The organism is Actinosynnema sp. CS-041913 (assembly GCF_050942485.1).
Taxonomy (GTDB): Bacteria; Actinomycetota; Actinomycetes; order Mycobacteriales; family Pseudonocardiaceae; genus Actinosynnema.
Genome location: NZ_CP192037.1, coordinates 8,951,343 through 8,976,483 on the forward strand (window position 1 = coordinate 8,951,343; position 25,141 = coordinate 8,976,483).

The 25,141-nt window shown below is 71.6% G+C and carries 25 protein-coding genes; 4 read left to right on the top strand and 21 right to left on the bottom strand.

Annotated features, from left to right (window positions below; translation table 11 throughout):
• Positions 1 to 80: 80 nt before the first annotated feature.
• Genes iolD through ACQPZF_RS40575 form a run of 9 tightly spaced genes read right to left on the bottom strand, consistent with a single transcriptional unit; the run spans position 81 to position 9,370 of the window.
• Complete coding sequence (gene iolD / locus ACQPZF_RS40535; RefSeq protein WP_433266316.1) at positions 81 to 1,931, bottom strand: 3D-(3,5/4)-trihydroxycyclohexane-1,2-dione acylhydrolase (decyclizing); 1,851 nt, start codon at positions 1,929 to 1,931, stop codon at positions 81 to 83.
• Positions 1,928 to 2,812 (bottom strand): 5-deoxy-glucuronate isomerase, encoded by an 885-nt coding sequence (iolB, locus tag ACQPZF_RS40540; RefSeq protein ID WP_433266318.1) that lies wholly within the window; start codon positions 2,810 to 2,812, stop codon positions 1,928 to 1,930. Before iolB ends, iolD begins: the two co-directional genes overlap by 4 nt.
• A complete protein-coding gene (locus ACQPZF_RS40545) occupies positions 2,809 to 3,708 on the bottom strand; it encodes a Cgl0159 family (beta/alpha)8-fold protein (RefSeq protein WP_433266320.1) in 900 nt (299 codons plus the stop codon). Before ACQPZF_RS40545 ends, iolB begins: the two co-directional genes overlap by 4 nt.
• Positions 3,705 to 4,637 (bottom strand): 5-dehydro-2-deoxygluconokinase, encoded by a 933-nt coding sequence (iolC, locus tag ACQPZF_RS40550; protein ID WP_433266322.1) that lies wholly within the window; start codon positions 4,635 to 4,637, stop codon positions 3,705 to 3,707. The genes ACQPZF_RS40545 and iolC overlap by 4 nt, the downstream gene beginning before the upstream one ends.
• Positions 4,638 to 4,685: 48 nt before the next feature.
• The gene (locus ACQPZF_RS40555) at positions 4,686 to 5,471 is read right to left on the bottom strand and encodes an ATP-binding cassette domain-containing protein (RefSeq protein WP_433266324.1); all 786 of its coding nucleotides are present in this window, start codon (positions 5,469 to 5,471) and stop codon (positions 4,686 to 4,688) included.
• Positions 5,468 to 6,499 (bottom strand): ABC transporter permease, encoded by a 1,032-nt coding sequence (locus tag ACQPZF_RS40560; RefSeq protein ID WP_433266326.1) that lies wholly within the window; start codon positions 6,497 to 6,499, stop codon positions 5,468 to 5,470. The genes ACQPZF_RS40555 and ACQPZF_RS40560 overlap by 4 nt, the downstream gene beginning before the upstream one ends.
• Complete coding sequence (locus ACQPZF_RS40565; RefSeq protein WP_433266328.1) at positions 6,499 to 7,491, bottom strand: sugar ABC transporter substrate-binding protein; 993 nt, start codon at positions 7,489 to 7,491, stop codon at positions 6,499 to 6,501. The genes ACQPZF_RS40560 and ACQPZF_RS40565 overlap by 1 nt, the downstream gene beginning before the upstream one ends.
• Positions 7,488 to 8,375, bottom strand: a complete 888-nt coding sequence (locus ACQPZF_RS40570) for a TIM barrel protein (protein ID WP_433266330.1) — start codon at positions 8,373 to 8,375, stop codon at positions 7,488 to 7,490. Before ACQPZF_RS40570 ends, ACQPZF_RS40565 begins: the two co-directional genes overlap by 4 nt.
• The gene (locus ACQPZF_RS40575; protein ID WP_433266332.1) at positions 8,372 to 9,370 is read right to left on the bottom strand and encodes a Gfo/Idh/MocA family protein; all 999 of its coding nucleotides are present in this window, start codon (positions 9,368 to 9,370) and stop codon (positions 8,372 to 8,374) included. The genes ACQPZF_RS40570 and ACQPZF_RS40575 overlap by 4 nt, the downstream gene beginning before the upstream one ends.
• Positions 9,371 to 9,507: 137 nt before the next feature.
• Between ACQPZF_RS40575 and ACQPZF_RS40580 the strand changes: the two genes are divergently transcribed.
• A complete protein-coding gene (locus tag ACQPZF_RS40580) occupies positions 9,508 to 10,506 on the top strand; it encodes a LacI family DNA-binding transcriptional regulator (RefSeq protein ID WP_433266334.1) in 999 nt (332 codons plus the stop codon).
• 24 nt (positions 10,507 to 10,530) lie between these two features.
• Here ACQPZF_RS40580 and ACQPZF_RS40585 read toward each other — a convergent pair whose 3' ends face one another.
• The 4 genes from ACQPZF_RS40585 to ACQPZF_RS40600 form a co-directional block, all read right to left on the bottom strand.
• Entirely contained in the window at positions 10,531 to 13,641 is a 3,111-nt protein-coding gene (locus ACQPZF_RS40585; protein ID WP_433266336.1) for an RNA polymerase sigma factor, read from the bottom strand.
• Positions 13,642 to 13,717: 76 nt separating this feature from the next.
• Positions 13,718 to 14,656, bottom strand: a complete 939-nt coding sequence (locus ACQPZF_RS40590; RefSeq protein ID WP_433266337.1) for a hypothetical protein — start codon at positions 14,654 to 14,656, stop codon at positions 13,718 to 13,720.
• 210 nt (positions 14,657 to 14,866) lie between these two features.
• The gene (locus ACQPZF_RS40595; protein ID WP_433266339.1) at positions 14,867 to 15,178 is read right to left on the bottom strand and encodes a DMT family transporter; all 312 of its coding nucleotides are present in this window, start codon (positions 15,176 to 15,178) and stop codon (positions 14,867 to 14,869) included.
• Between the two features lie 2 nt (positions 15,179 to 15,180).
• Positions 15,181 to 16,092 carry an SDR family NAD(P)-dependent oxidoreductase gene (locus ACQPZF_RS40600; RefSeq protein WP_433266341.1) on the bottom strand — a complete coding sequence of 304 codons (912 nt, stop codon included), beginning with the start codon at positions 16,090 to 16,092 and terminating at the stop codon, positions 15,181 to 15,183.
• An 89-nt stretch (positions 16,093 to 16,181) separates the two neighbouring features.
• Here ACQPZF_RS40600 and ACQPZF_RS40605 point away from each other — a divergent pair, with 89 nt between their 5' ends.
• A complete protein-coding gene (locus ACQPZF_RS40605) occupies positions 16,182 to 16,775 on the top strand; it encodes a TetR/AcrR family transcriptional regulator (protein WP_433266343.1) in 594 nt (197 codons plus the stop codon).
• Here the strand turns inward: ACQPZF_RS40605 and ACQPZF_RS40610 are convergent.
• The 3 genes from ACQPZF_RS40610 to ACQPZF_RS40620 are packed head-to-tail and all read right to left on the bottom strand — an operon-like array spanning position 16,711 to position 19,689.
• Entirely contained in the window at positions 16,711 to 18,207 is a 1,497-nt protein-coding gene (locus ACQPZF_RS40610) for a tripartite tricarboxylate transporter permease (RefSeq protein WP_433266345.1), read from the bottom strand. The genes ACQPZF_RS40605 and ACQPZF_RS40610 overlap by 65 nt on opposite strands.
• Before the next feature lies 1 nt (position 18,208).
• Positions 18,209 to 18,730: a tripartite tricarboxylate transporter TctB family protein gene (locus tag ACQPZF_RS40615; protein ID WP_433266347.1), complete on the bottom strand. Its 522-nt coding sequence runs from the start codon at positions 18,728 to 18,730 to the stop codon at positions 18,209 to 18,211.
• A complete protein-coding gene (locus ACQPZF_RS40620; RefSeq protein WP_433274944.1) occupies positions 18,727 to 19,689 on the bottom strand; it encodes a Bug family tripartite tricarboxylate transporter substrate binding protein in 963 nt (320 codons plus the stop codon). Before ACQPZF_RS40620 ends, ACQPZF_RS40615 begins: the two co-directional genes overlap by 4 nt.
• Before the next feature lie 169 nt (positions 19,690 to 19,858).
• On the opposite strand from ACQPZF_RS40620, the gene ACQPZF_RS40625 reads away from it, so the two are divergent.
• Positions 19,859 to 21,406, top strand: coding sequence for a sensor histidine kinase (locus ACQPZF_RS40625; protein WP_433266349.1), 1,548 nt, complete (start codon positions 19,859 to 19,861; stop codon positions 21,404 to 21,406).
• Positions 21,403 to 22,086 carry a response regulator gene (locus ACQPZF_RS40630; RefSeq protein WP_433266351.1) on the top strand — a complete coding sequence of 228 codons (684 nt, stop codon included), beginning with the start codon at positions 21,403 to 21,405 and terminating at the stop codon, positions 22,084 to 22,086. Before ACQPZF_RS40625 ends, ACQPZF_RS40630 begins: the two co-directional genes overlap by 4 nt.
• 45 nt (positions 22,087 to 22,131) lie before the next feature.
• Here ACQPZF_RS40630 and arfB read toward each other — a convergent pair whose 3' ends face one another.
• The 5 genes from arfB to ACQPZF_RS40655 are packed head-to-tail and all read right to left on the bottom strand — an operon-like array spanning position 22,132 to position 24,932.
• Positions 22,132 to 22,560, bottom strand: a complete 429-nt coding sequence (gene arfB / locus ACQPZF_RS40635) for an alternative ribosome rescue aminoacyl-tRNA hydrolase ArfB (protein ID WP_433266353.1) — start codon at positions 22,558 to 22,560, stop codon at positions 22,132 to 22,134.
• A 10-nt stretch (positions 22,561 to 22,570) separates the two neighbouring features.
• Positions 22,571 to 23,353: a hypothetical protein gene (locus ACQPZF_RS40640; RefSeq protein ID WP_433266355.1), complete on the bottom strand. Its 783-nt coding sequence runs from the start codon at positions 23,351 to 23,353 to the stop codon at positions 22,571 to 22,573.
• Entirely contained in the window at positions 23,350 to 23,844 is a 495-nt protein-coding gene (locus ACQPZF_RS40645; RefSeq protein ID WP_433266357.1) for a SigE family RNA polymerase sigma factor, read from the bottom strand. Before ACQPZF_RS40645 ends, ACQPZF_RS40640 begins: the two co-directional genes overlap by 4 nt.
• Before the next feature lie 57 nt (positions 23,845 to 23,901).
• The gene (locus ACQPZF_RS40650) at positions 23,902 to 24,084 is read right to left on the bottom strand and encodes a DUF397 domain-containing protein (RefSeq protein ID WP_433266359.1); all 183 of its coding nucleotides are present in this window, start codon (positions 24,082 to 24,084) and stop codon (positions 23,902 to 23,904) included.
• A complete protein-coding gene (locus ACQPZF_RS40655) occupies positions 24,081 to 24,932 on the bottom strand; it encodes a helix-turn-helix domain-containing protein (RefSeq protein ID WP_433266361.1) in 852 nt (283 codons plus the stop codon). The genes ACQPZF_RS40650 and ACQPZF_RS40655 overlap by 4 nt, the downstream gene beginning before the upstream one ends.
• Positions 24,933 to 25,141: the final 209 nt, after the last annotated feature.

Consider the following 25,141-nt stretch of genomic DNA (forward strand, 5'->3'; position numbering starts at 1 on the left):
CGGGCTCCGGCGATACGGGTCCGTCAGAGGTAGCGGACCTGGCCCCGACCGGTCAGAGGTAGCGGACCTGCGCCAACCGGTCAGAGGTAGCGGACCTGGCGTTGTTTGCCCGCCCGGACCTCGGCGTGGGCGGTGGCGATCTCGGCGCGGTGCGACACCTCCGGCACGCCCACCTCCCACCACGCGCCGGCGTCCGTCCAGGACGACGGGTGCGTGCGGACCACCACCACGGCCGGGCGGTGTTCGGACCGCGCGACCTCGCGTGCCTTCCGGTACGCCTCGGCGAACTCCGCCAGGCCGTCCGCCGGGAAGACCGCGCAGCCCATCGACGCCGCGTGTGCCGCGAAGTCGGTGCGTGGCGGCCGATCGTGCGAGGTCAGACAGTCTCCGTAGAGATTGTTGAAGCCCACACCGCCCTGTCCCGTCTGCAACCGGTGGATGACCGCGTAACCGTCGTTGTCGCACACCACCGCCACGAACCCGTGCCCGGCGAACGCGGCGGAGAACAGCTCCGAGTTCAGCATCAGGTACGAGCCGTCGCCGAGCAGCGTCGTGACCACGCCCCCGGGTCGGGCGATCGCCGCGCCCCACGCCCCGGCCAGCTCGTACCCCATGCACGAGAAGCCGTACTCGACGTCCATGGTGGACTCGCCGACCGCCCGCCAGCCGCCGATCAGCTCTCCGGGCAGCCCGCCGGCGGCGGTCAGCACGTAGTCCTCGGGCCCGCTCGCCTCGTTGACCACGCCGACCACCTGCGCATACGTCGGCAGCCCGCCCTCGAAGACACGCAGGCCGGAGATGTGCGCGTCCCAGCGTTCCCGCTCCTCCCGCGCCCGCGCCGACCACGACCGGTCGGCCTGCCACGTGCCCAGCAGGTCGGTCAGCTCCCGCAACGCCTCGTCGGCGTCGGCCACCACGGACAGCGCCCCGTGCTTGACCGCGTCGAACCGGGCGGCGTTGACCGAGACCAGGCGGACGTCGGGCGGGAAGACCGTCCACGACGCCGTGGTGAAGTCCTGCAACCGGGTGCCGACCGCGAGCACGACATCCGCTTCACCGGCCAGCACGTTCGCCGACGTGGAGCCGGTGATGCCCAGCGGACCGGCGTGCAGCGGGTGGTCGTGCGGCACGAGGGTGCGGCCGGCGGTGGTCTCCACGACGGGAAGGCCGTGCTGCTCGGCGAAGCGCAGCGCCCGACCGGCCGCCCCCGAGTAGCGGACACCGCCGCCCAGCACCAGCAGCGGTTTCCGGGCCGCCCGCACGGCAGCGGCGGCGGTGTCCAGCGCACGCCGGTCGGGACGAGTCCGCACCGGGCGGTGCACGACGGTCGCGAACAGGGCGTCCGGGAAGTCGTACGCCTCGGCCTGCACGTCCTGCGGCAGCGCCAGCACCACCGGGCCGCAGTCGGCCGCGTCGGTCAGGACCCGCGCGACCTGCGGCAGCGTCGCCGTCAACTGCTCCGGCCTGGTGATCCGGTCGAAGTACCGGCTCACCGCGCGGAACGCGTCGTTGACGGTCGTGGTCGGGTCGCCGAAGTGCTCGACCTGTTGCAGCACTGGGTCCGGCGCGCGGCCGACGAACGTGTCGCCCGGCAACAGCAGCAGTGGCAGCCGGTTCGCGTGCGCCACGCCGGCGGCGGTGACCATGTTCAGCGCGCCGGGGCCGATGGACGACGTCGCCACGCCGACCTGCCGGCGGTGCGCCGCCTTGGCGACGCCGACCGCCGCCAACGCCATGCCCTGCTCGTTGTGGCCGCGCCACACCGGAAGCTCCGCCCGCACCTCCTCCAGCGCGGTGCCGAGACCGAGCACGTTGCCGTGCCCGAAGATCGCGAACACCCCCGGGAACAACGGACCTTCGCGCCCGTCGACGAGTTCGGCGCGCTGCACGAGCAGCCAGCGGACCAGCGCCTGCGCCGTGGTGAGCCTCATGACACCCGTCCTCCGGCGGTCGTCACGGGACAGCGCGGGTCGAGGTCCTGCGCCGCCCAGCCGTCCCGGACCCAGGTGTGCGCGGGGTCGTCGCAGAACGCCATCGACCGTTGCGCACCGGGGCCGGCGAGGACGTTCAGGTAGTACATCGGGTAGCCGGGCGCGGCCACGCACGGGCCGTGGTAGCCGCGTGGGATCAGGAAGACGTCGCCGTCGCGGACGACCACGTCCTCATCGATCGTGCCGTCGTCGGTGTAGGTGCGGTGGAAGCCGAAGCCCTCGCGGGACGGGGTCACGCCGTCCCGGCCGGCGATGCGGAAGTAGTAGACCTCCTCGTTGACGACCTCGCACGTGTCATCGTGCTTGTGCGGCGGGTAGGAGGACCAGTTGCCGTCCGGGGTGATCAGCTCGCACGCGATGAGCTTGTCCGCGTGGTCCCACACGCCGGGCACGCCGAAGTTGGTCACCTGCCTGGTCGCGTTGCCCGCGCCGCGCACCTCCACCGGCACGTCGGGCGCGGGGCCGTACCTCGGGCTGAGCCGGTTGGCGCAGCGGGCCATCGGCAGCGCCACCTCGACACCGTCCTTTGTGGACAGCACGACCCGGGCGTCTCTCGGCACATAGGCGAAGTCGGTGACCCGCGTGAAGACCGAGTCGCGCCCCTCCAACGTGAACCGCTCGCCGTCGACCTCGACCGTGCAGCCACCGGACAGCGGCAGCACGAACGCCTCGAACTCGCCGGTCTCGACGGTCCGCGACTGGCCGGGGTGCAGGAGGAGGACTCGCAGACCGGTGTGCTCCCAACCCGCCTCGGACGGGCTCAGCTCCACCGCGTTCTCGCCGTCGGACAACGTGCCCAGCGGTCGGTGCAGGCTCTTCACACCCTCGCTCCCCTCGCGGTGCGCAGGACTTCGGCGGCGGCTTCGACGGCTCGGGCGACATCGCCGTCCGGCGGGTAGAGCAGGGCGCGGCCGACCACGAGGCCGCGCACGGTCGGGTGGCGCAGCGAACGCCCCCACGACGCCAGGTCGTCCTCGGGCCGCGCCGAGGGGACACCGCCCAGCACCAGGGCGGGCAGCGTCGTCGCGTCCAGCACCTCGTCCGGCGACGCGGGCAGCTTGAGCCAGGTGTAGGCGGAGGTCACGCCCAGGCCGGCGGCGATGCTCCCGGCCCGTGCCAGCGCGGCGGCGTCCTTGCGCAGCACCAGGTTGCCGGCGGGGTCGCGTTCGTAGGGCAGCGGCTCGACCATCGCCATGACACCGCGTTCGGCCAGCGCGGACACGGCGGCGGCGCAGCTCTCCAGGGTCGGGACGGTGCCCGCGTCCGAGTCGACCAGGCGCAGCAGCATCTTCCCGCCGTCGAGGCCGTTCGCCGCGATGGCGGTCGGGTCGTAGGCGGTGAACCGGTCGTCGATCTCCCAGTCCGCGCCGGCCAGCCCGCCCCGGTTCATCGAGCCGATGACGACCTTGTCGTGCAGGCCGTCGAGCAGCAGCAGCTCCTCGATCACGTCCGGCGTGCCGAGCACCCCGTCCACGGCCGGGTTGGCCAGCGCGGTGAGCAGCCGGTCCAGCAGCGACCGCCGGTCGGCCATCGCCAACGGGTCGCCGCCCACGCCGAGCGCGCCGCGCGCCGGGTGATCGGCCGCCACCAGGAACAACGTGCCGCGCTCGGACAGCAGCCGGTCCCGCCGCCGCCGCGCGAGGTACGCCCGGCGCACCGCACCCGGGTCGCCCGCCCGGGTGGCCAGCAGGCCCCACCACTGCTCGTCGCTGATCACAGCAGGTCCTCGATCTCGTCCGGGGTGGGCATGGCGTCCGCGCAGGCTAGCCGGGAGGCCACCAGGGCGCCGGCGACGTTGGCGTACCGCGCGATCCGCACCGGTGCCCAGCCCGCGAGCAGGCCGTGCGCCAGGGCGCCGCCGAACGCGTCGCCCGCGCCCAGCCCGCACACCACCTCCACCGGATGCGGCGGCACGGTCCACGAGCCCTCCGGCGTCGCCACCAACACGCCCTCCGCGCCCTTCTTGACCAGCGCCAACTCCAATCCGCGCGCGAGCAGCCGCCGAGCGGCCTCGTCCGGGTCGGCCGTGCCGACGGCGACTTCGACCTCGGACCGGTTGCCGACCGCGACCGTCACGTGGTCGAGCAGCGCGCCGATCTCCCGCCGTGCACTGTCCACATCGGACCAGAACATCGGCCGGTAGTCCAGGTCCAGCACGGTGTGCGTGCGCCGGGCCCGGTGCTCCAGCAGCTTGCGCTGGGTCGTCCGCGCGGGTTCGGCGGACACGCCGGTGCCGGTGACCCACAGCAGCGGCACGTCCGCCACCACGTCCCACGGCACATCCGACTCGCCCAGCGTCAGATCCGGCGCGATGGGCGACCGGTAGAACAACAGCGGCGGATCTTCGGGCGGGTCCAGGGCGCAGAACACCACGGGCGTCCGCAATCCCTCGGCGGTGCCGACGTACTCCGGCGACACGCCGAACGACGCCAACGCCGACCGCACGTAGGGCCCGAACCCGTCCGGACCGACCTTGGTCAGCAGCGCCGACGACCGCCCCAGCCGGGCGGCGGCGACCGCGACGTTGGTCGCCGTCCCGCCCAACGACTTGGCGAACGACCGCACCTCCGCCAGCGGCACACCGCTCTGCTCCGGGTACAGGTCCACCCCGACCCGCCCGACCGCGAGCACCTCCAGCCCGGTCACCCCGCGAGCACCTCCAGCGTGGTCATCCCGTGAACTCCACCGGCGTCGTCATCCCTCGACGCCCCGCAACTCGTGCGCCAACGCCTCCAGCTCCGCACCGCCCGCCATCTTCCTGGTCAGCTCCTCCAGACCGATGTCCGCCTTCTCGTGGCACCCCAGCGCCCGCCCCCGGTTGAGCAGCAGGAACCGGTCGCCGACCGGGTACGCGTGGTGCGGGTTGTGGGTGATCAGCACGACCCCGAGCCCGCGATCGCGGGCCTGGGCCACGTACTTCAGCACCACCCCGGCCTGCTTCACGCCCAACGCGGCGGTCGGCTCGTCCAGGATCAGCACCTTCGCCCCGAAGTGCACGGCCCGCGCGATCGCCACGCACTGCCGCTCACCACCGGACAGCGTGCCCACGGGCTGTTCCACGTCCCGCAGGTCGATGCCCATCCCGGCCAACGCGCTCCGCGTCACCGCACGGCCCTTGCGCCGGTCCAGGAACCGGAACGGCCCGAAGCCCACCGTCGGCTCCGAGCCGAGGAAGAAGTTGCGCCACACGCTCATCAGCGGCACCACGGCCAAGTCCTGGTACACGGTCGCGATGCCGTGGTCCAGCGCCTCGCGGGGCGACGAGAACCGGATCTCCCTGCCCTCCACCAGGAACGTGCCCTGGTCGTGCTGGTGCACCCCCGCCAGGACCTTGATCAGCGTCGACTTGCCCGCGCCGTTGTCGCCCAGCACGCAGGTGACCTCGCCGGCGTTGACGACGGTCGAGACGTCCCGCAGCGCGATGACGCTGCCGTAGGTCTTGCCGATGCCCTTGACCTCGATCAGGGTCTTCCCGGTCATCGCCGCACCCTTTCCGCCCGGCGCCGCAAGGCGTTGTTGACGAGCACGGCGGCCAGCAGCATCACGCCGAGGAATAGCTGGAACCAGTCGCTGTTCCAGTTGGCGTAGACGATGCCCTGCCGCGCCATGCCGAAGATCAGCGCGCCGACCGCCGCGCCCACCGCCGAGCCGAACCCGCCGGTGAGCAGGCAGCCGCCGATCACCGCCGCGATGATGAACTGGAACTCCAGCCCGATGCCCTGGTTGGCCTGCACGCTGGTGAACCGCAGGATGTTGATCGACCCGACCAGCCACGCCGCGCCCGCCGTCGTCATGAACAGCAGCACCTTGGTGCGCGCCACCGGCACACCGACCGCGCGCGACGAGGCCGCCGAGCCGCCGACCGCGAAGATCCAGTTGCCGAACCGGGTGCGCACCAGGAGGGTCGCCGCGACCACCGTGAACAGCACCCACCAAATGATTGACACGTAGAACGTTGTGCCGCCCACGGAGAACGTCGACGCGAACAGGAAGCCCGCCGACTCGTAGCCGGCCGTCGAGCGCATGCCGGACACCTGCACGGTGCCGGTGACCAGGCGGGTGATGCCGAGGTTCAGCCCTTGCAGGGCGAGGAAGGTGCCCAATGTGACGATGAAGCTCGGCAGCCCGGTCCGCACCACCAGCCAGCCGTTCGCCGCGCCGACGGCCAGCGCGAACACCAGCGAGACGGCGAGCGCGAGCCAGACGTTCCAGCCGAGCCGCGTGGCGAGGATGGCCGTGACCAGCGCGGTGGACGCCGTCATCACGCCGGCGGACAGGTCGAACTCGCCGCCGATCATGAGCAGCGCCACCGCGACCGCCATGATGCCCAGCGTGGCCGAGTCGTCCAGCCAGGTCGCCACCCCGCCGACGCTCAGGAACTGCTCGGTCACCACCGAGAAGAACACGAACACCAGCAGGGCGCCGAGCAGCGAGCCGATCTCCGGCCGGAGGACGAGCCGGTCGAGCAGCCGGGGCGAGCCCACCCGCTCGTCCAGCGCTTCCGCCATCACCTGGTACCGCGCTTGGCGTACTCCGCCACCTTGTCCACATTGGACTTGTCCACGAAGCCGGGGCCGGTGAGCACCGGCTTGCCGCCGCCGACGGTGTTGGCGTTGTCGCGGAACAGCTTCAGCATCACGATCGGCAGGTACCCCTGCTCGTACTGCTGCTGGTCGACGGCGAACAGCACGTCAACGGCCTTGATCCCGTCCGTCACGTCGGCGTTGAGGTCGAACGTCGCCACCGCCGCCTTGGCCGAGGCTCCCTTCACCGCGCTCACCGAGCTGACCGCGACCTGCGGGTTCAGCGCGAGCACCGCGTCCACGGCGGTGTCCGTCTGCAACGCGCCCTTGATCCGCGCCTCGACGTCGGTCGGGTTGTTGATGTCGACCTGCAGGTTCACGACCGTGCCGCCGAAACCGGCCCGCGCGCCGTCGCACCGCTGGTTGAGGCCGACGTTGCCCGCCTCGTGGATCACGCACAGCAGCCTGGTCTTCCCGGCCGCCTTGAGCTTCTTGCCCGCTTCCTCCCCCGCGACGCCCTCCTCCTGCCCGACGTGCGCCAGCGCGCCGAACGAGGCGCTCTGGTCGCTGCCGGAGTTGATGGTGACAACCGGGATGCCCGCCGCGACCGCCTTCTCGACGGACGTCTTCAGCGCGTCCGGGTTCGCCATCGACACGACGATGCCGCCGACCTTCTGCGACACCGCGTTGTCGATCAGCGTGGCCTGTCGGCCGGGGTCGCCGTCGGAGTTGTAGTCCACCGTCACCCCGAGCTGCTTGCCCGCGTCGGTCGCGCCGTTCTTCACCACGTTCCAGAAAGCGTCGCCCGCGGTGCCGTGCGAGATCACCGCCACGCGCAGGTCACCGGAGGGTGGTGCGGCTCCGGTGCCGGGGGTCGTGGTCTGGTCGGCCGCGCCGGGGCCGCTGCACGCGGCCACGGCCGCGACCGCCGCGACCGCGAGGCCCACGCGCACTTTCTTCGAGCGGACGGACGTCATCGTCTCTCCTCGCCGGGATCGGTCTGGCCGGTGAACTGGGTGAGGTGCGCGAGGCTGCGCGCGGTGTCCCGCACTGGGGTGTCGAGCGGGTCGCCGGCCCCGAGGGCGGTGTCCTGCTCCAGGACGAGCCAACCGGTGTAACCCTTGTCCCGCAGGAGTTCCACCAACGCGCGCACGTCCACGTCGCCGTCGCCGAGCGGCACGTACATCCGCCGGCGCACGGCGGCCGTGTAGCCGATCCCGCCGTCGCGCACGGTGGCCGCGATGTCGGCCCGCACGTCCTTCAGGTGCACGTGCCCGATCCGCTCGGGGAAGCGGCGGGCCAGCTCCACCGGGTCCGTGCCGCCGATCAGCAGGTGGCCGGTGTCCAGGCAGAGCGGGAGGTCCGAGTCCGCGAGGAACCGCTCCACCTCGGCGGCGCGCTCGACGTGCGTGCCCACGTGCGGGTGCAGCACGGTGCGCAGGCCGTGTGCGGCGGCGGTGTCCCGGACCTTCGCGGCGGTGTCGATCAACGTCCGCCACTGCTCGTCGGTCAGCTCGGGCCGCTCGTCGTAACCGGCCGAGCCGGTCGCGGCGGCCAGCACCAGCACGTCCCCGCCCGCCGCCGCGAGCAGTGCGGCCACCCGACCGGCTTCGTCCACAGTGGACTTCGCGTCGTCGTGCAGCACGACCGCGAGGAAGCCGCCGACCAACGTCAGCCCGTGCCCGTGCAGAAGCTCCGCCAACTCGTCGGGCGAGGTGGGCAGGTAGCCGGGCGGGCCGAGTTCCGTCGCCCGGAGACCGAGCGAGGCCATCTCCGCCAGCACGGTCTTCGGGGCCGGCACCTCGCCCCAGCCGGGCACTTCGCAGACACCCCACGAGATGGGCGCTCCGGCGATCCTCACGCGGTCACCTCCTCGATCCGGACGGGAGCGCCGGCTCGCCGCGACCGCTCGCAGGCCTCGGCGAGCCGGAGGCTGATCAGACTCTCCCGCGCGGGCGACGGGTTCGCCACCCTGCCCGCCACCACGTCGGTGAACACTGCCACCTCGTTGAGGTAGGCGCGGTGGAAACGCTCCGGAAAGCCGGGGTAGGCGTCGCCCACCCGCGGACCGTCGGGCTCCAGGGACGTCAGCGGCGTGCGCGGGTCCAGGCCCACGGCCAGCGAGTCCTTGCTGCCCAACACCTCGATGCGGTGGTCGTAGCCCAACGGGTTGTGCCGGCCGCCCGCCAGGGTGGCGTGCGCGCCGCCCGCGAACTTCAGCAGCACCACCGCGTTGTCCACGTCGTCGGCGTCCGCGAAAGCCTGGTCCACCAGCACGGACCCGGACGCGTAGACCTCCACGACGGGCTCGCCGACCAGCCACGGCACGGCGTCCAGGTCGTGGATGAGCAGGTCGCGGAAGATGCCGCCGGACCGCGGCAGGTAGCCGGGATCGGGAGGCTGGGCGTCGTTGCCGAGAGCGCGCACCAGGTAGACGTCGCCGACCTCGCCCGCGCGCACGCGGCGGTGCAGCTCGGACACCGCCGGGTCGAACCGGCGCTGGAAGCCGACCAGCACCTCGACGCCCGACTTCGCCACCTCCTCGACCAGGGCGCGCATCTCCACCAGGTCGCTCGCGATGGGCTTCTCGCACAGCGTCGGCACGCCCGCCGCGATCGCCTCGCGCAGCAGCGCGGGGTGCGTGGCGGTCGGCGTGGCCAGCAGCACTCCGTCACTGGCCGTGAGCAGCTCCGCCAGGTCGTGCACGCTCTTGGTGCCGGGCAGACCGGCCGACGCCCGCGCGGCGCGATCCGGCGCCGGGTCGAACAGCAGCACCTCGTCGACCTGGTCGAGCGCCGCCAGGTTGGTGGCGTGCATGGTGCCGATCCGACCTACTCCGGCAACTCCGATCCGCATCCGCAGGGTCTCCGTCCTGGTAGGAGGGTTGGAGCGGTAGAGCGCTCTATTCGTTGGAGCGCTCCAATGCTGTAGCGTCCGTCACACCGAAGTCAAGGGTGGGTTTCGGCTCGCGACCGCCGCCGAAGGAGGTGCCAGTGGCCAGGCCGACGATGGACGACGTCGCCGCGCGGGCCGGGGTGTCCCGCGCCCTGGTGTCACTGGTGATGCGGGGCTCACCCAAAGTGAGCGACCAGCGGCGCACCGCCGTGCTGAGAGCCGCCGAGGAACTCGGGTACTCACCGCACGCGATGGCCCGCTCGCTGGCCAGCCGCACGTCCCACGTGCTCGGCGTGATGGTGTCCGACCTGCACAACGCGTTCTTCGCGGAGGTCGTGGACGGCTTGGACGCGGTGGCGCGCGAACAGGGCTTCGACCTGATCATCAACACCGGGGGACGCAGCCCCGCCCGCGAACGGCGGGCGTTGCAGAGCCTGCTGTCCTTCCGCCCGGCCGGGCTCGCCCTGCTGTCACCGGTCGTGCCGTCCGCCGCGATCAAGGCCGCCGTCGACCAGACGCCCGTAGTGTTGGTGGCCCGATCGTCCCGTCTGTCCATTGTGGACACAATCAACGACGACGGCGAGCGAGGCATCGCGCTGGCGGTGGACCACCTGGTCTCGTTGGGACACCGCCGAATCGCCCACCTGGACGGCGGCGAGGGCACCCAGGCCGCGCCCCGGCGGCGCGGCTATCTCGCGGCGATGGCCGCGCATGGCTTGGAGCCGCACGTCGTGAGCAGCGAATACACCGACGCGGCGGGGGCCAAGGCCATCCAGGGGCTGCTGGACGGCGACGTGCCGACCGCGATCATCTCGTGCAACGACTTCAACGCCGTCGGCGCGATCTCCGCGCTGGAAGACGCCGGCTATCGCGTGCCGCAGGACGTTTCCGTTGTGGGGTACGACAACACGTCGCTCGCGGCGCTCCGGCACGTCTCCCTGACCACGATCGACCAGCCGCGCAACGAGTTCGGCCGGCTGGCCGCCGAAGCCCTGCTGCAACGCGTGCGCGGGGAACGCACGGAGCCGGTCCGGCACCTGCTGCACCCGGCCCTGATCGTCCGCTCCACTACCGCACCGCCACGAGGGCGCCGTTGAGCACGGCGCCCTCGTTCCAGGGGATCAGCGGTCCGGTGGTCGGACGTAGGCAAGGCCGAAGTCGGCGTCCGCCGGGCTTCCGGCGAGGTCGTGGCACCACACCTCGCCGCGAACCTGGCCGGGGGTCGTGTAGGAGTTGAGCGCGATCACCCGGCAGGTCCTCGGTTCCTCGCCGAGTGCGGTCACCTGCACGGAATCCGCCGGCCAGAAGATCCGGTTACCCAAGGCCGAGTAGTTCACGACGTACCGGCCGGTCGTGCTGCGGGTGACGACCGGCGTCTCGCCGTTGGCGCTGTACGACCGCTCGATCCGCCCGGTCCCGTCGACCGTCAGGTACCCGGCGGGCACGGCGTCCTGGTGCAGGCCGGTGCCGTGGACGTGGCTCAACTGCCACCGGGCGTCCCGATCGCAGTGGACCCGGACGCGGACCTCGCCGGCCACCGCCTGACCGCCGTCGCTCCGGCACCGGGCGAACTCGCGGCCGAGCGGAGTCACCTGCACATAACCCGCCTGGCCACCGGGGACGACGACCTCGTACTCACCGGTGCCGAGCCTGGTCGCCGAATCCGAGGTCACCGCACCGGATTCCGGCACGCCGAGGTACACGTGGAAGGTCAGGTCCTTCGGCTGTCCGTTGGGGCCGAAGCAGTTCACGCCCACCAAACCGTCGATGCCGTCGACCCGCTGTTCCCGGACGACGCAGGTGTCTGCCGCCTGGGAGTGCGCCGTGACGTGCGCGATCGCTTGTGGCGAGCCCAATCCCGGCATTCGCACGGTGTACTCGCCCACGTCGGTGCGCAGCAGGCTCATCTTCCGCGCCCACCAGTGGTCGTTGCCCGGCAGGTAGCCGCCCCACGTCGACCACTGGTGGTTCGGGTGGAGCTGCACGGGCACGTCCAGCGCGTAGCCGTACTGGTGGACCTGGGCGTAGCCCCAGCCGGGACGGTGCGGACCGGGGTCGGCGGGCTGGAGCGGGCCGAGCCGTTCACCGGGGTCGAGCGGCTTGCGCACGGCCGCGATGCCGAACTGGAGGTCGGCGCGCTGCCCCGCGTCGTCGAAGCACTGGACGTCCACCCAGATCTCGTTGGCCGGGTAGGGGTACGCGTGCCAGCCGGATGTGCGGCAGTGGCCGGTGTCGGTCGCGCCGGACAGCACCGTGCCGCCCCACGTGCCGACGCCCTTCGCCAGCACCCGGTAGTGGCCCAGGCCCAAGCGGTGCAGGCGGAACGCGCCGCCCGTGCTGTTGTACGACCGGGTGGGGTCGATCCGCAGGTCCGGCACGGTGCCGGTGGTCTGGGCGTACGCGCCGATCTCGCCCGCCGGCGGCGCGCCTTCGACGTACGTGGCCGCCCACTTCGTGTCCGTGGTGCAGCGGACCCGGATCGTCGTGCCGGTGACGCCGCCGGACTGGCAGCGCGCGAAATCCGTGCCGTACGGGGTGATCTGCACGTACCCGTTGCCGGTGAACCCGCTGATCCGGGCCTCGTACAGGCCCGGGCCGAGCCGTCGCACGGGTGCGTCCGGCGGGATCACCGCTGCCCGGTCGCCCGGTTCGGCGAGCAGGAAGTTGAACCTCGTGTTGATCGGCGTGCTGCCGTTGGCACAGGCCACGACGACGATCTGGTCCGCGCCGACGGTCCGGTTGTCCCGCACCACGCAGCCCATCGGTTGCGCCGACTGGTCGTAGGTCACGGTCGTGTGCGCCACCGCCGTTGCAGAAGCCTGGCCCGGCAGGCGAAGCCGGTACACGCCGGTGCTCTCCCTGGTCACCTTGGCGGGTTGCGGCGTGCCCCACTGCCAGGTCGCGATCAGGTCGGTCTCGACGCCGATCGGCGATTCCGCCGGTTCCACGCGGGCGTAGGCCCATCTCGCGGGCCGTGGTGGGGGCGTGGAGGTCGACGGCGAAGTCGGCGGCGGCGAGAACGGCGTCTCCGACGTCGGCGTCGGAGTCGGGGAGGACGGCGAGGTGGGTGGCGACGTGGGCGTCTGCGACACCGGTCGGGGAGTGGTCGCGGTGACGACGATGGGTTGCGCGCCACGTGGCGGCTGCGTCGGGGTCGTCGTGACGCCGCCCGGTGTCGTGGTCGTCTCGGGCACGATCGTCTCCACCACACCCGGTATCCCGGTGAGCTGCGACGGGGGCGGGGGCAGGGCCAACCCTTCCGGGCGGTCGTTCTCGGTGGCCAGGACCGCGATCACGGCGGCGGCCACCAGACCGACCGCGCCCGCCGCCACCCGCACCACCGCGGGGTTCTCCTGCGCCAGCCGGGTGAACGCGTCCACGCCGGGGATGCTCGCGACCTTGGTGCCGACCGTGCCGAGCAACCCGGCCCGCGGCGCGGCCACATCGGTGCCGCGGCTGAAGAACGCCAGCGCCGTGCGGCGGTTCTCGTCGTCGTCCGCCAGCCCCAGCAGACCCGGACCGAGCGCCCAGCGCGCGTAGTCGTGGGCGTCCTGCTGCCGTTTCGCGCAGACCTCGCAGGTCTTGGCGTGATCCAGCACGATGTCGGGCTGCTTGGGGTCGAACGGGCCGGCCGCCAACGCGGCCAGCGAGTCGCAGTGCTGTTGTCCCACCCGGGTCACGACGTAGGCGGCGATCGCCTTGCCGGTCGCCTTGCGGGCGCGGTCGAGCTGGCGGTCGGCTTGTCCGCGGGAGACGCCCAGTTCCTTGGCCAGCTCGCCGCCCACCACGAGGTGGTCGGTGCGGAGGGTGAGGCGGATGTGCGTGGCCATCACCGGCCGCAGGCCCGGCGGCACGCCGTCGAGCGAATCGGTGAGCACGGCCAGCACCTGCTCGCGCGCGATCAGGTCCTCGATCTCCGACGGCGGCTCCGCGAGGTCTTCGGGCACCTCGCGGTCGCCGCGGCGGGCGTTCTCGGTGTAGTGGGCCTTGAGCACGTTGTGCGCGATGCCGGTGAGCCAGGCGTCGAGTTCCTTGGGCTCCAGCCCGTTGCGGATGCCTTCCAGCGCCCGCACCACGACTTCGCTGACGAGGTCGTCCACGTCCTCGTGGCGGTCGGTGCGGTGGTGGAAGTACGGGCGGATCTTCGCTTGGCAGCGCAGGAAGAGCTGGTGCCGGGCGGTGCTGTCGCCGGCACGGAGGCGGTCCAGGAGGGGTAAGTCCTCGTCGGCCATCATGAACACCATCTCCAGTGGCGGGGGAACCGTTACGGGAGCCGGCGGGCCTGGGGCGGCCCGCCGGCCGGATCGGTCAGAGCCGGACGATCGACCAGTCGTCGAACTGGACCCAGGAGTCGTGGCCGGGTGCTTGGTAGCCGAGGAACGCGGTGACGTTCGGATTGTCGCCGGTCCTGAAGTCGATGCTCAACTCGTCGTAGTGGTTGATGACGCCGAACGGGCGTTCGGTCAGCCACGGGCTCGCCCCGCGCACCCCGAAGTAGCCGGTGGGGAACGCGGCCGAGGTGCGCAGGAAGACCCGCATCCGGTACGCCGTATGGGGTTTCAGCGCGATCTGCTGGGTGACGGCGTTCCAGTTGCGGCTGCCGGTGCGGATGAACGCGTTGTTTTGGCCGGTGTTGGCGAAGCCGAGCCGGATGTCGACGCCCTTGACGTCCGGCCCTTCGACGCCCCACGGCGCGGACACGCCGCGGTGCGGCTGGGCCTCGAAACCGCCGTCGGAGACGAAGTTCCGGTACACCTTCACGGTGACGGTGTAGCCGCCGACGTTGTCGCCGGGGTTCTCGTCGTTGATGCCGAAGTCGATCCGTTCGCCGACGGTGCGCACCGGCAGCCGTTCGGGGATGAGGCAGCCGGTGGCGTCGCCGACGAAGAACCGCTGGCCGGACGACCGGAGCTTGCCGTAGAGGCCGTACTGCCGGCCGCCCTGCACCGGCCAGTTGCCGCCCCACGTGAGGTCGGGCTTGCCCGCCGGGCCGTGCACGCCGGACCAGCCGCCGGTGCCGACCTCGCCGACCGCGCTGACGCTGAGCACGTCACCGGGGCGGAGTTCGATCGGCGACGGCCACGCCCAGGTCCAGCCCGGCACCCAGTGCGTGACGGTCTCGGCGGGCGGTTGGTTGTTCAGGCACTGCGAGGTGGGTGTGGTCGGCGCGGGCACGGCGGCGGCGGGCGTCGCCACGCCCACCGCCATCGCGCACGCCGCCAGGAGCAGGAGGAGGACCCGCTTCATCGCGCACTTCCTTCCGGAGGTTTCGGCCTTTGCGGGAGGGACGTGCGCGGTGCCGGCGGGATCTCCCCGAGAGCCCCGGCGTTTCACTCGTTCGGATTAACGGCGGTCAGTTTGGAGCCAGACGATCGACACACAGACGAGTGCGTTGCGTTGGACCCAGACGATCAGCACTCAGATGACTGCGCCAGGCTGAGGACAGACGATCGACACTCAGATGATCTTCAGGCCAACGACCCCGGCCACGATCAACGCCAGGCACGCGAGCCGCAGCGGGGACGCGCTCTCGCCCAGCGCGAAGATCCCCACCAGCACGACGCCGACCGCGCCGAGCCCGACCCACACCGCATAGGCGGTGCCCAGCGGCAGGTCGCGGACCGCCATGGTCAACATGACGAAGCTGACCACGGCGGCCGTGATGCCGACGACGGTGGGCCACCGCCGGGTGAAGCCCTCGGACCGTTCGAGCGCGGTCGCCCACACGACTTCCAGCAGGGCGGCGCCGATCAGCAGCAGCCACGGCACGGCTACGCCACGGTCCCGGCGTCGACCAGGAACGACGCCCCGGTGATGTTCCGCCCGCCCTCGCCCGCGAGGTGCGCGACCATCGCGGCGACGTCCTCCGGGGAGCAGTACCGGTTCAGCGCGGTGTACCGGCGTTCCTCGTCGGCGTCGGGACCGTCGGCCGGGTTCATCTCGGTGTCGGTCGAGCCGGGGTGGACGAGGTTGACCGTGATGCCGCGCGGGCCGAGGTCGCGGGCCAGGCCCTTGGTCAGGCCGATGAGCGCGGACTTGCTCATGGCATACAGCGCCCAGCCGGGGTACGGCACGCGTTCGGCCAGGCTGCTGCCGATGGTGATGATCCGGCCGCCGTCGCCCAGGTGCGGCGACGCGGCTTGGGCCAACACGAACGCGGCGCGGGCGTGTACGGCCAGGATGTGGTCGACGTCTTCCTCGGCGACGTCCTCGAACGGACCGAACGGCGCGATGCCGGCGTTGTTGACCAGGATGTCGAGCCCGCCGAACGTGTCCACGGTCCGCGTCACGGCGGCTCGGAGCTGCGTCGTGTCGGACGCCTCGGCCCGCACGGAAAGCGCTTTCCCAGCCCGCCTTTCGACTGCGGTCGAACCGTCTGCCGCCGCCCTGTCTGCCAGCGCATCGTCTGCCAGCGCACCGTCTGCCAGCGCACTGTCTGCCAGCGCACTGTCTGCCAGCGCACTGTCTGCCACCGAACGCTCGTCTGGCGCCGCACGCCCGTCCGACGCCGCACGCGCGCCGACCACGGCCAGCCTGTCGACCACCGCCTGAGCGCGGTCGGCGGCCTGGGCGTACGTGATCACGACGTTCGCACCCTCCTGCGCGAGCCGGGTGGCGACAGCCGCGCCGATACCCCGGCTGCCCCCGGTGACGAGCGCGGTCTTGCCGTCGAGTTGACCCATGGTGATGCCCCCAATATCCGGAACGTGTTCCGCTTATCACTCTAGGCGGAACACGTTCCGGTTGTCCACGGCTGGTTTAGGCTGGCCAGGTGAACGAGCGGGCCGACGCCGCCCGGAACCGGGCGAAGATCCTCGCCGCCGCGGCGGACATCGTGGCCACGCGGGGGATCGAGGGGCTCGGCATGGCCGAGGTCGCGGCGGCCTCGGGCGTCGGCGTCGGCACGCTCTACCGGCGTTTCGGCGACCGTTCCGGTTTGGCGCACGCCCTCATCGACGCCTCGGAACGCGAATTCCAGCAGGCGTTCCTGGCGGGCCCGCCGCCCTTGGGCCCCGGCGCGCCCGCCACCGACCGCATCCGCGCGTTCCTGCACGCCCTGACCGACCGGACCCTCGCGCAACTGGACCTGCTGCTGATGGCGGAGACCGCCGGTCCGCTGGCCCGCTTCGGCGGCGCTTACGACGCGTACCACCAGCACCTGGCCATGCTGATCAACCAGGCACGGCCCGAGCTGGACGCCGCGTTCACCGCCGACGCCCTGCTCGGGCCGCTCGCCGCCAACCTGGTGTCACACCGCGGTTCGGCCGCCGCGACGATCAAGGCGGGGTTGGCCGACCTGATCACCGCGCTGTTCGACGACCAGCCCGGACGGCCCGGCGCACCAGCGGCCACGCCAGCAGGATGACCACGACGGCGTACACCGCCACCGCGAAAGGCGTGTTGACCAGTCCGGTGAGCGAGCCGTCCGACAACTGCAACGCCCTGCGCATCTGCTGCTCGGCCGCGGGCCCGAGGATCACGCCGATGATCGCGGGCAGGACCGGCAGGCCGTAGCGGCGCATCGCGAAGCCCAGCACGCCGATCACGAACATCACCAGGAGGTCGAACACGTCGGCGTTCACCGCGTACGCGCCGACGCTCGCGAAGAACAGGATGCCCGCGTACAGGTACGGCCGGGGGATGCGCAGCAGCTTCGCCCACAGCGGGGCCAGCGGCAGGTTCAGCACCAGCAGCAGGCACAGCCCGATGAACAGCGACGCGATCAGGCCCCACACCAGCGCCGACTCCCGCTGGAACAGCAGCGGGCCGGGCTGGATGCCGTACTGCTGGAACGCCGCCAGCATCACCGCCGCCACCGCCGTCGTCGGCAGGCCGAGGGTCAGCATCGACACCAGGGTGCCCGCCGCCGACGCGGACGCCGTCGCCTCCGGGCCCGCCACGCCCTCGATCGCGCCCTTGCCGAACTCGTCGCGGTGCTTGGACAGCCGCTTCTCCGCCACGTACGACAGGAACGTCGGGATCTCCGCACCGCCGGCCGGCACCGCGCCGAACGGGAACCCGATGAACGGTCCCCGCAGCCAAGGCTTCCACGCCCGCTTCAGGTCGGCACGGTGCAGCCACGGCCGTCCCACCGGGATCGGCCGGCCCGTCGTGCGCCGCAGGTGCGCCGCCACCCACAGCGCCTCGCCCACCGCGAACAGCGCCACGGCCACCACGACCACGTCGATGCCGTCCGCCAGGTGCAGCGACCCGAACGTGAGCCGCTGCTGGCCGGTCATCTCGTCCAGCCCGACCAGGCCGATGGCGAGGCCGATGAGCAGGGACGCGAAGCCCCGCACCCGCGACGCGCCGAGCACGGACGTCACCGCGATGAACGCCAGCACCATGATCGCGAAGAAGTCGGGCGCGCCGATGTCGACGGCGTACCCGGCAACCGTCGGAGCCAGCAGCACGAGCAGCACGGTGCCGATGATGCCGCCGACGAAGTGCCCGATGGCAGCCGCCGCAAGCGCTTGCGCACCGCGGCCCTTCCGGGCCATCGGGTTGCCGTCGATCGCCGCGACCACCGCCGCGCTCTCGCCCGGCGTGTTGAGCAGGATCGACGTGGTCGAGCCGCCGAACATGCCGCCGTAGTAGATGCCGGCGAACATGATGAACGCCCCGGTCGGCTCCAGTCCGTAGGTCACCGGCAGCAGCAGCGCGACCGCCATCGCGGGCCCGATGCCGGGCAGCACGCCGATCGCCGTGCCGAGCAGGACGCCCAGCGCGGCCAGCGCGAGGTGCGTCGGCGTCAGCGCGGTGGCGAACCCGTCGAGGAGGTTGCCGAACGAGTCCACGTCAGAGCACCCCCACCAGAGGACCGCCGGGCAGCGGGACGCCGAGCAGGTTGTTGAACACCAGGAACGTCAAGACGGACAGGCCGGCGGCGAGCAGCGGATCACGCACGAGGTGCCGGCTGCCGAGCGCGTAGGCCGCGCCCCAGAACAGGATCGCGCCGGAGATCGGGAAGCCGGCCACGCCGATCAGGGCGGCGTTGGCCAGGAACGCGCCGCAGAGCAGGAGGACCGTGCGCCAGTCGGCGGGCGCGTCCAGGTCGACGTCCTCGCCGCCTTCCGCCGCACCCCGGCCACCGCGCAGGACGTCCCGGGCGAGCAGCGCCGCGACCACCAGGAGGGCCGTGCCGACCACGATCGGCACGGCTTTCGGACCGATGGGACCGCGCTGGGCGAAGTCGGTGTGGATGCGGATCGCGTCCACCAGGACCAGCACACCGAGCGCCACCAGCACGGCGCAGACGCCGAGTTCCGAGTGCTCCCGCCACCACGCCCGGCGATCGCGGGCTTCCGGTTCCGTCGTCATGCCAGCCCCAAGTCCTTCAGCACCGTCGCCACCCGCTCGTTCTCCTCTGCCAGGAAGGACCCGAACTCCGCGCCGGGCGCGAAGGCGTCGGTCCAACCGTTGCGCGCCAACGCTTCCCGCCACTGCGGGGTGCCGTGCAGGTCCGTGAAGAGGTCCACCAGGCGGGCGCGGTCGGCGTCCGGGATGCCCGGCGGCGCCACCACGCCGCGCCAGTTGTTGAACTCCACGTCCACGCCCGCCTCGCGCAGGGTGGGAGCGTCCACTCCGGACAACCGGGTCGCGCTGGTCACCGCCAGCACCCGGAGCTGCCCGGCCTCGATCTGGTCGCGGTACTCGCCGACGCCGGACACGCCGAACGCGACCTTCCCGCCCAGCACGGACGCCAGCAGCTCGCCGCCGCCGTCGAACGGGATGTAGTTCACCTGCCGGGGTTCCAGGCCCACCGCCTTGGCGATCAGCATCGGCGCGAGGTGGTCCGGCCCGCCGGGCGACGAGCCCCCGCCGACCGGCACCGCGCCGGGATCAGCCTTCCAGGCGGTCAGGAGCTGGTCCAGCGACCGGTAGGGCGAGTCCTTGCCCACCACGACGATGTCCGGCTCCTCGATCAGCTTCGCGATCGGGGTCGTGTCCAGCAGCGACGACGGCGACTTGTTCGTGTAGACGCTGCCCACCACGCCGAGGCCCATGGACATGACCAGCTTGCCGTTGCCGCGCTCGTTGACGGTCCGTCCCAACCCGACGGTGCCGCCCGCGCCGGGCAGGTTGAACACCTCCGCGTTGCGGATCAGCTCCGCGTCCTCCATCGCCTTGGCGGCGGTCCGCGCGGTCACGTCGTAGCCGCCGCCGGGCGCGTTCGGCACGAGGACGCGCAGGCTGCGCAGGGTGGACGACGACTCCACACCGGACGTGAGCAGCGGCGGCACGAGGACGACGACCGCCAGCGCGCACGCCACCGCCAGCCAGACCTTGAGCCGCCCGGACGGCGTGCGCCCTCCGTCGGTCGTCGGTGTCGACACTGTGACCCCCGCCTCTCTTCCGCGTGGTTGGACATGTTGCTCTCGTGTAGACAGGGAAGTCCCGCTTGCGCGCCTAGAGGTTTTTTTGGTCGTTGTGGTCACGGAGGTGCCGATGGGTGGACGTGGGTCGCTGGCCCGTCAGCTACTCGTGTGGCAACTGGTAGTGGTCGTGGCGCTGCTGTGCGCGGTGGGCGTGCTGTCCGTCGTCCAGGCGGGGGCGAATTTCCGCACGACCGAGGGACGCCGGATGCTGTCCGTGGCCGAGGACGTCGCCGCCACGGCCGGCGTGCGGGTCTCCCTCGCCGACCCGCTGCGGCACTACGCGCTGGCCCCGTTCGCGACCAGCGCGCAGAGCCTGTCCGGCGCGAGCTACGTGATCATCACGCGGGCCGACCGCGTCATCCTCACGTCACCGGACCCGCGTCAGATCGGCGAGCCGCTGGAGATGGGCGGCAGCACCGCGTCCCGAGGCCGTTCGTGGGTGGGTGAGCTGGCCGGCGCGACCGTGGCGCACGTCCCGGTGATCGGCGACCGGGGCGAAGTGCTCGGCGTGGTGGCGGCGGGGCAGCGGGCGTCCGGGTTCTGGGAGGGTGTGCTGGACTCGCCGGACAACGCGCTGCGGCTGCTGGGCGTGGCGCTGGTGATCGGCGTGGCCGGGTCGCTCCTGTTGGCCCGGCGGGTGAAGAACCAGACGCTCGGCTTGGAACCGCACGAGATCACGGCGCTGGTGGAGTACCGGGAAGCGTTGCTGCACGGCATCAAGGAGGGCGTCGTCGCACTCGACCCGCAGCAGCGGATCACGCTCGCCAACGACCACGCCCGCGCCCTGCTGAGGCTGCCGCCGGACGCCGTCGGCCGGTCCGTGGAAGACCTGGACCTGGACGAACGGCTGCGGGACGTGCTCACCGGCCGTGCCACCGGAGCCGACCAGCTCGTGCTCGGCGAAGGCCGGGTCCTCACCCTCAACCGCATGCCGCTGGACGTGCACGGCGCCGTGGTGACCCTCCGGGACCGGACGGAGCTGATGACCCTCCAGGACGAACTGGACGCGAACCGCCACGCCACCGACACGTTGCGCGCGCAGGCCCACGAGTTCCGCAACCGCCTGCACACCATCGCCGGTCTGGTGGAGCTGGGCGAGTACGACGAGGTGCGCGGCTTCATCAACCGCATCAACACGGCTCAGGGCCAGTGGCGGACCGAGGTGGGCTCCCGGATCGCCGACCCGGCGGTGGCGGCGCTGCTGATCGCCAAGTCCAGTCTGGCCGCCGAACGGGGCATCGGACTGCGGATGGACCCGGACAGCGCGCTCGGCCACGTGGACGACGTGCTGTCCACGGATCTCGTCACAGTGCTGGGAAACCTTGTCGACAACGCGCTGGACGCGTCCGGCGAACGGGGCTGGATCGAGGTGTCGGTGCGCGTGGTCGCCGACGAAGTCCGTGTGGTGGTAAGGGATTCCGGCCCCGGTGTCGCGCCGGAACTGGCCGAGGAGGTGTTCCGGCACGGGTTCACCACCAAGGCTGCCGAACAGGGACAGCGCGGCCTCGGCCTGGCCCTGACCCGGCAGACCTGCCTGCGCCGCGGCGGCTCCGTGCAGGTGCACAACGAGAACGGCGCGGTCTTCACCGCCCGGCTGCCCTTGGAGGTGGCGGTGTGATCAGGGTCCTGGTGGTGGACGACGATTTCATGGTCGCGAAAGTCCACAGTGGATACGTGACGCGGACACCCGGGTTCGAGGTGGTCGGCGTCGCGCACACCGGGGCGGACGCGCTGCGGCTGGCCCGCGAGCTGCGGCCGGACCTCGTGCTGCTGGACGTCTACCTGCCCGATCTGGACGGGCTGGGGGTGCTGCGCGAGCTGCGTGCGGTGCGGGACGAGGTGGACGTCATCGTGATCACCGCCGCGACTGACGTGGACACCGTGCGCGGCGCCATGCGCGGTGGCGTGCTGCACTACCTGATCAAGCCGTTCGAGTACGCGGCTCTGCGGGACCAGTTGGCGCACTTCGCGGCGCTGGACCGGAGGCTGGGCCGGCTGGCGTCGGCCGGGCGGGCGGACGTGGACCAGGCGGACGTGGACCAGGTCTTCGGCGCGCGGCCCCGGAGTTCTCCCGTGCTGCCCAAGGGGTTGACCGCGCAGACGGCGCGGCTGGTCGAGCGGGTGCTGCGGGAGCGTCCGGGCGGGGTGTCGGCGAGCGAGTGCGCGGAGGCGACCGCGTTGTCACGGGTGTCCGCGCGGCGGTACCTGGAGCACTTCGTGGCCACCGGCAAGGCGGAGGTGCGCCTGAAGTACGGCGGCGCCGGCCGGCCCGAACGGCAGTACGTGTGGCTCGGCTAGTCCCAGCCAACGGCACGCGTGGCCACCGCATCGGTGGACCACCGGCTAGTCCCAGCCGCCGCCCCGCCGGCCCTGCTTGGTCTGCGCGCGGCGCTTCTTGCCGGCGATCCGGCGTTCCTGCGAGCCCCTGGTCGGCTTGGTGGGCCGGCGGACCGGAGGCGGGGCCGCGGCGGCGTCGCGGAGGAGGCGGGCCATGCGCTCCCGGGCCGCCTGGCGGTTCTGCAACTGGGCCCGGTGCTCGCTGGCGGTGACCGTCAGCACGCCGTTGACCAGGCGGTTCTCCAGTCGGCCGAGCATCCGGGCGCGCAACCACGTCGGCACGGACGGCGAGGCAGCCAGGTCGAACGAGAGTTCGACCCGGCTGTCCGCCGTGTTCACGCCTTGTCCGCCGGGGCCGGAGGACCGGGAGAACCGCTCGCTCAACTCGGCCGCCGGCACCACCAGCGTCCGCGTCACGATCAAGTCCTCCGCCACGCCGTCAAGGTTAGAACGTCACCCCCGGCAGTGTCGCGATCTTTGCTAGCTGCTCGTACGTCAGCGGCACGGCCCCGCCGGTGGTGCCGCTCGCGGTGTTGGCGGCTTCGGCGATGAACAGGCCGCCGTCGGGGGTCTTCATCCCCACGCCGAGCTTTTGCGTCGTCCCGTCGTCGAATTCGACGACCATGACCGTCTTACCCTCGAACTGCCGGACCTCGCACTCGATGTGCTCCCACTTCCCGATACCGCAGCCGAACGGCTGGATGGCGAGCCTGATCGACACCGTCCCGCGCGGCGGGCCGATCAGTTCGGCGTCCGCCTTGTACTCGCTCCAGTTGGTGCTGGCGAACTCCCACGCGCCCTTCGGGTTGCCCGGCACACCCACCGCCGGGTAGGCCTGCGGCACACCGGCCTTCACCAGCAACCCGTCCAGTTCGGCGGCGTGCTCGGCCGTGATCGGCCCCGTCGGGACGGGCCCGTCGAAGGTCGGCCGCACGTTCGACTGGCTGGTGGACGGCGGTGTGGTCGCCGGCGGTGTCGAACCGGACGACGGGACGGTGGCCACGGTGGAGAGCGGCGGTGAAGCCACCTGCACGCCGCCGCCCTGCCCGCTGGACCCGACCAGGGCCGGCACGCACACCGCCGCGACGGTGGCGAACGCGGCGACGGCGCTCGCCGAACGGCGGATCTGCACCTTGCGGCGGGCGGCCCGCATGATCACGTTCGTGTCGAGGTTCAACGGCGGCTCGTCGTCGAACGCGTTTTCCAGGGTCTGCTTGATGTCGGTCACGGCTGCTCCTCGAATACGTGGCGCCCCAGAAGCTGCCGGAGACTGGCGAGGCCTTTCGCCGCCTGGCTCTTCACGGTGCCTTCGGTCCGACCGAGGAGGCGGGCGGTCTCGGTGACGCTGAGGTCCTCCCAGTACCGCAGGACCACGACGGTCCGCTGTCCCGGAGGCAACGCCGCCAACGCGTCCCGCACGTCGAAGTCGGCGGGGGCGCCACCCGACACAGGGGTGTCCGGCAACGTCTCCACGACCGTCTCCCGCCGGCGGAACCCGCGTCGCGACTCGTCGATGGCAGCCCGCACGAGCACTTTGCGCGCGTACGCGTCCACCGCGCCGTCCCGCCGCACCCTGGGCCACGCGACGTACAGCTTGGTGAGCGCCGTCTGCACCAGGTCCTCGGCTCGGTGCCAGTCACCGCACAGCAGGTACGCGGTCCGTCGCAGAACCCGTGCACGGGCGTCTACGAACGCCCCGAACTCGCGATCGCGGTCCACTTCGCCCTCCCTCGGTCGCCTCGTAGTACGGAGCGACCGGTTCGGGAGGTTGCCTCGTCACCGCTCCAGGTTCTTGATCAGCGCCAGGAACGCCCCGCCTGCCCGCTTTCCGAACACCAGGACAGGTCCCTGGCCGGCTTGCTTGGAGTCCCGGTAGCCGACCCGGTTTTCGGACCACCCGACTTCGACACAGGTCGCGTTGTTGGCACTACGGGCCGACTTCCGCCAGTTGGTGATCACTGCACATCCTTTCTCAACTGCGCCAGGAAACCCCTCGACCGCTTGGGATCCAGCGCGAGATGACGCAGATGGTTCATCACCTGCTCATAGTCCTCCACAGCTTCGGCGGAGTCGTAGTAGTAGGCGGAACGCCGCGTCTCCTCATAGGCCACCCTCCAGTCGTCGTCGAAGCGCAGCAGATAGAGCGCACCGGTCAACGCCGGGTGAAGGCCGACGCTCTGCGGCACGACTTGCAGGGTGATGTTCGGTCGGTCCGCCATGGTCAGCAGGTGATCAAGCTGTTCGCGCATCACCTCCGGATCACCCACCGGGCGGCGCAACGCCTGCTCTTCGAGCACGCACCACAGCGTGACCGGGTTGTCGTCACGCTTGATCGCGGATTGGCGTTGCAGTCGAACGGCGACGCTCTGCTCCACGTCCACCCCGGGCGTGATCGAGGCGTGGTACCCGATCAAGGCTCGCGCATAGCCTTCCGTCTGGAGCAGTCCGGTGACCAGCATCGGCTCGAACGCCTCGATGTTCGTCGCGACCGCTTCGAGTCCGACCACCAGCTCGAAGTCGTTCATGGTGCTGAGCGGGTCGCCGAGCTGGTCGGCCCGCGCCTTGGACGCCGCCAGCAGGTCCAGCATCATCGGCAGCCGGTCCCGCCGTCCGAAGAAGTCCGCCAAGACCTCGATCGCGGGCTTGCTGGGCAGGTTCTTGCCGCTCAGCATGTGCGTGAAGTTCGCGCGGGTGACGCCGAGCCGTTCGCCGATCTGGGCGTGGGTCTTGCCGGACTGCTCGTACAGCCGCTCCAACTCGTACCGGAGCACCCGCCGCGCGACCTTGGGGCTGAACGTCACCTGCACGCCACGATCCACCTTTCGAGCGACTATTCAGACATCAGATACTTCAGTAACTTGATACCATGAGTGGACTACCCGAACTGGTCGATGACCGGTTGAACGAAGAGGCTCCCATCGTGCGGTGGGTGGCGATCACTCCCGCCGGCGAGGTCGAGGTGCACGAGTCGGAGAACCGGCTCGCCACCGCCCGCGACGACGGCGAACCGTGGCAG

Bases quoted from the DNA above. Each gene is read 5' to 3' on its own strand.
- iolD (WP_433266316.1), bottom strand. From the start codon at position 1,931: ATGAGGCTCACCACGGCGCAGGCGCTGGTCCGCTGGCTGCTCGTGCAG.
- ACQPZF_RS40555 (WP_433266324.1), bottom strand. From the start codon at position 5,471: ATGACCGGGAAGACCCTGATCGAGGTCAAGGGCATCGGCAAGACCTAC.
- ACQPZF_RS40560 (WP_433266326.1), bottom strand. From the start codon at position 6,499: ATGGCGGAAGCGCTGGACGAGCGGGTGGGCTCGCCCCGGCTGCTCGAC.
- ACQPZF_RS40565 (WP_433266328.1), bottom strand. From the start codon at position 7,491: ATGACGTCCGTCCGCTCGAAGAAAGTGCGCGTGGGCCTCGCGGTCGCG.
- ACQPZF_RS40575 (WP_433266332.1), bottom strand. From the start codon at position 9,370: ATGCGGATCGGAGTTGCCGGAGTAGGTCGGATCGGCACCATGCACGCC.
- ACQPZF_RS40585 (WP_433266336.1), bottom strand. From the start codon at position 13,641: ATGGCCGACGAGGACTTACCCCTCCTGGACCGCCTCCGTGCCGGCGAC.
- ACQPZF_RS40590 (WP_433266337.1), bottom strand. From the start codon at position 14,656: ATGAAGCGGGTCCTCCTCCTGCTCCTGGCGGCGTGCGCGATGGCGGTG.
- ACQPZF_RS40600 (WP_433266341.1), bottom strand. From the start codon at position 16,092: ATGGGTCAACTCGACGGCAAGACCGCGCTCGTCACCGGGGGCAGCCGG.
- ACQPZF_RS40615 (WP_433266347.1), bottom strand. From the start codon at position 18,730: ATGACGACGGAACCGGAAGCCCGCGATCGCCGGGCGTGGTGGCGGGAG.
- ACQPZF_RS40625 (WP_433266349.1), top strand. From the start codon at position 19,859: ATGGGTGGACGTGGGTCGCTGGCCCGTCAGCTACTCGTGTGGCAACTG.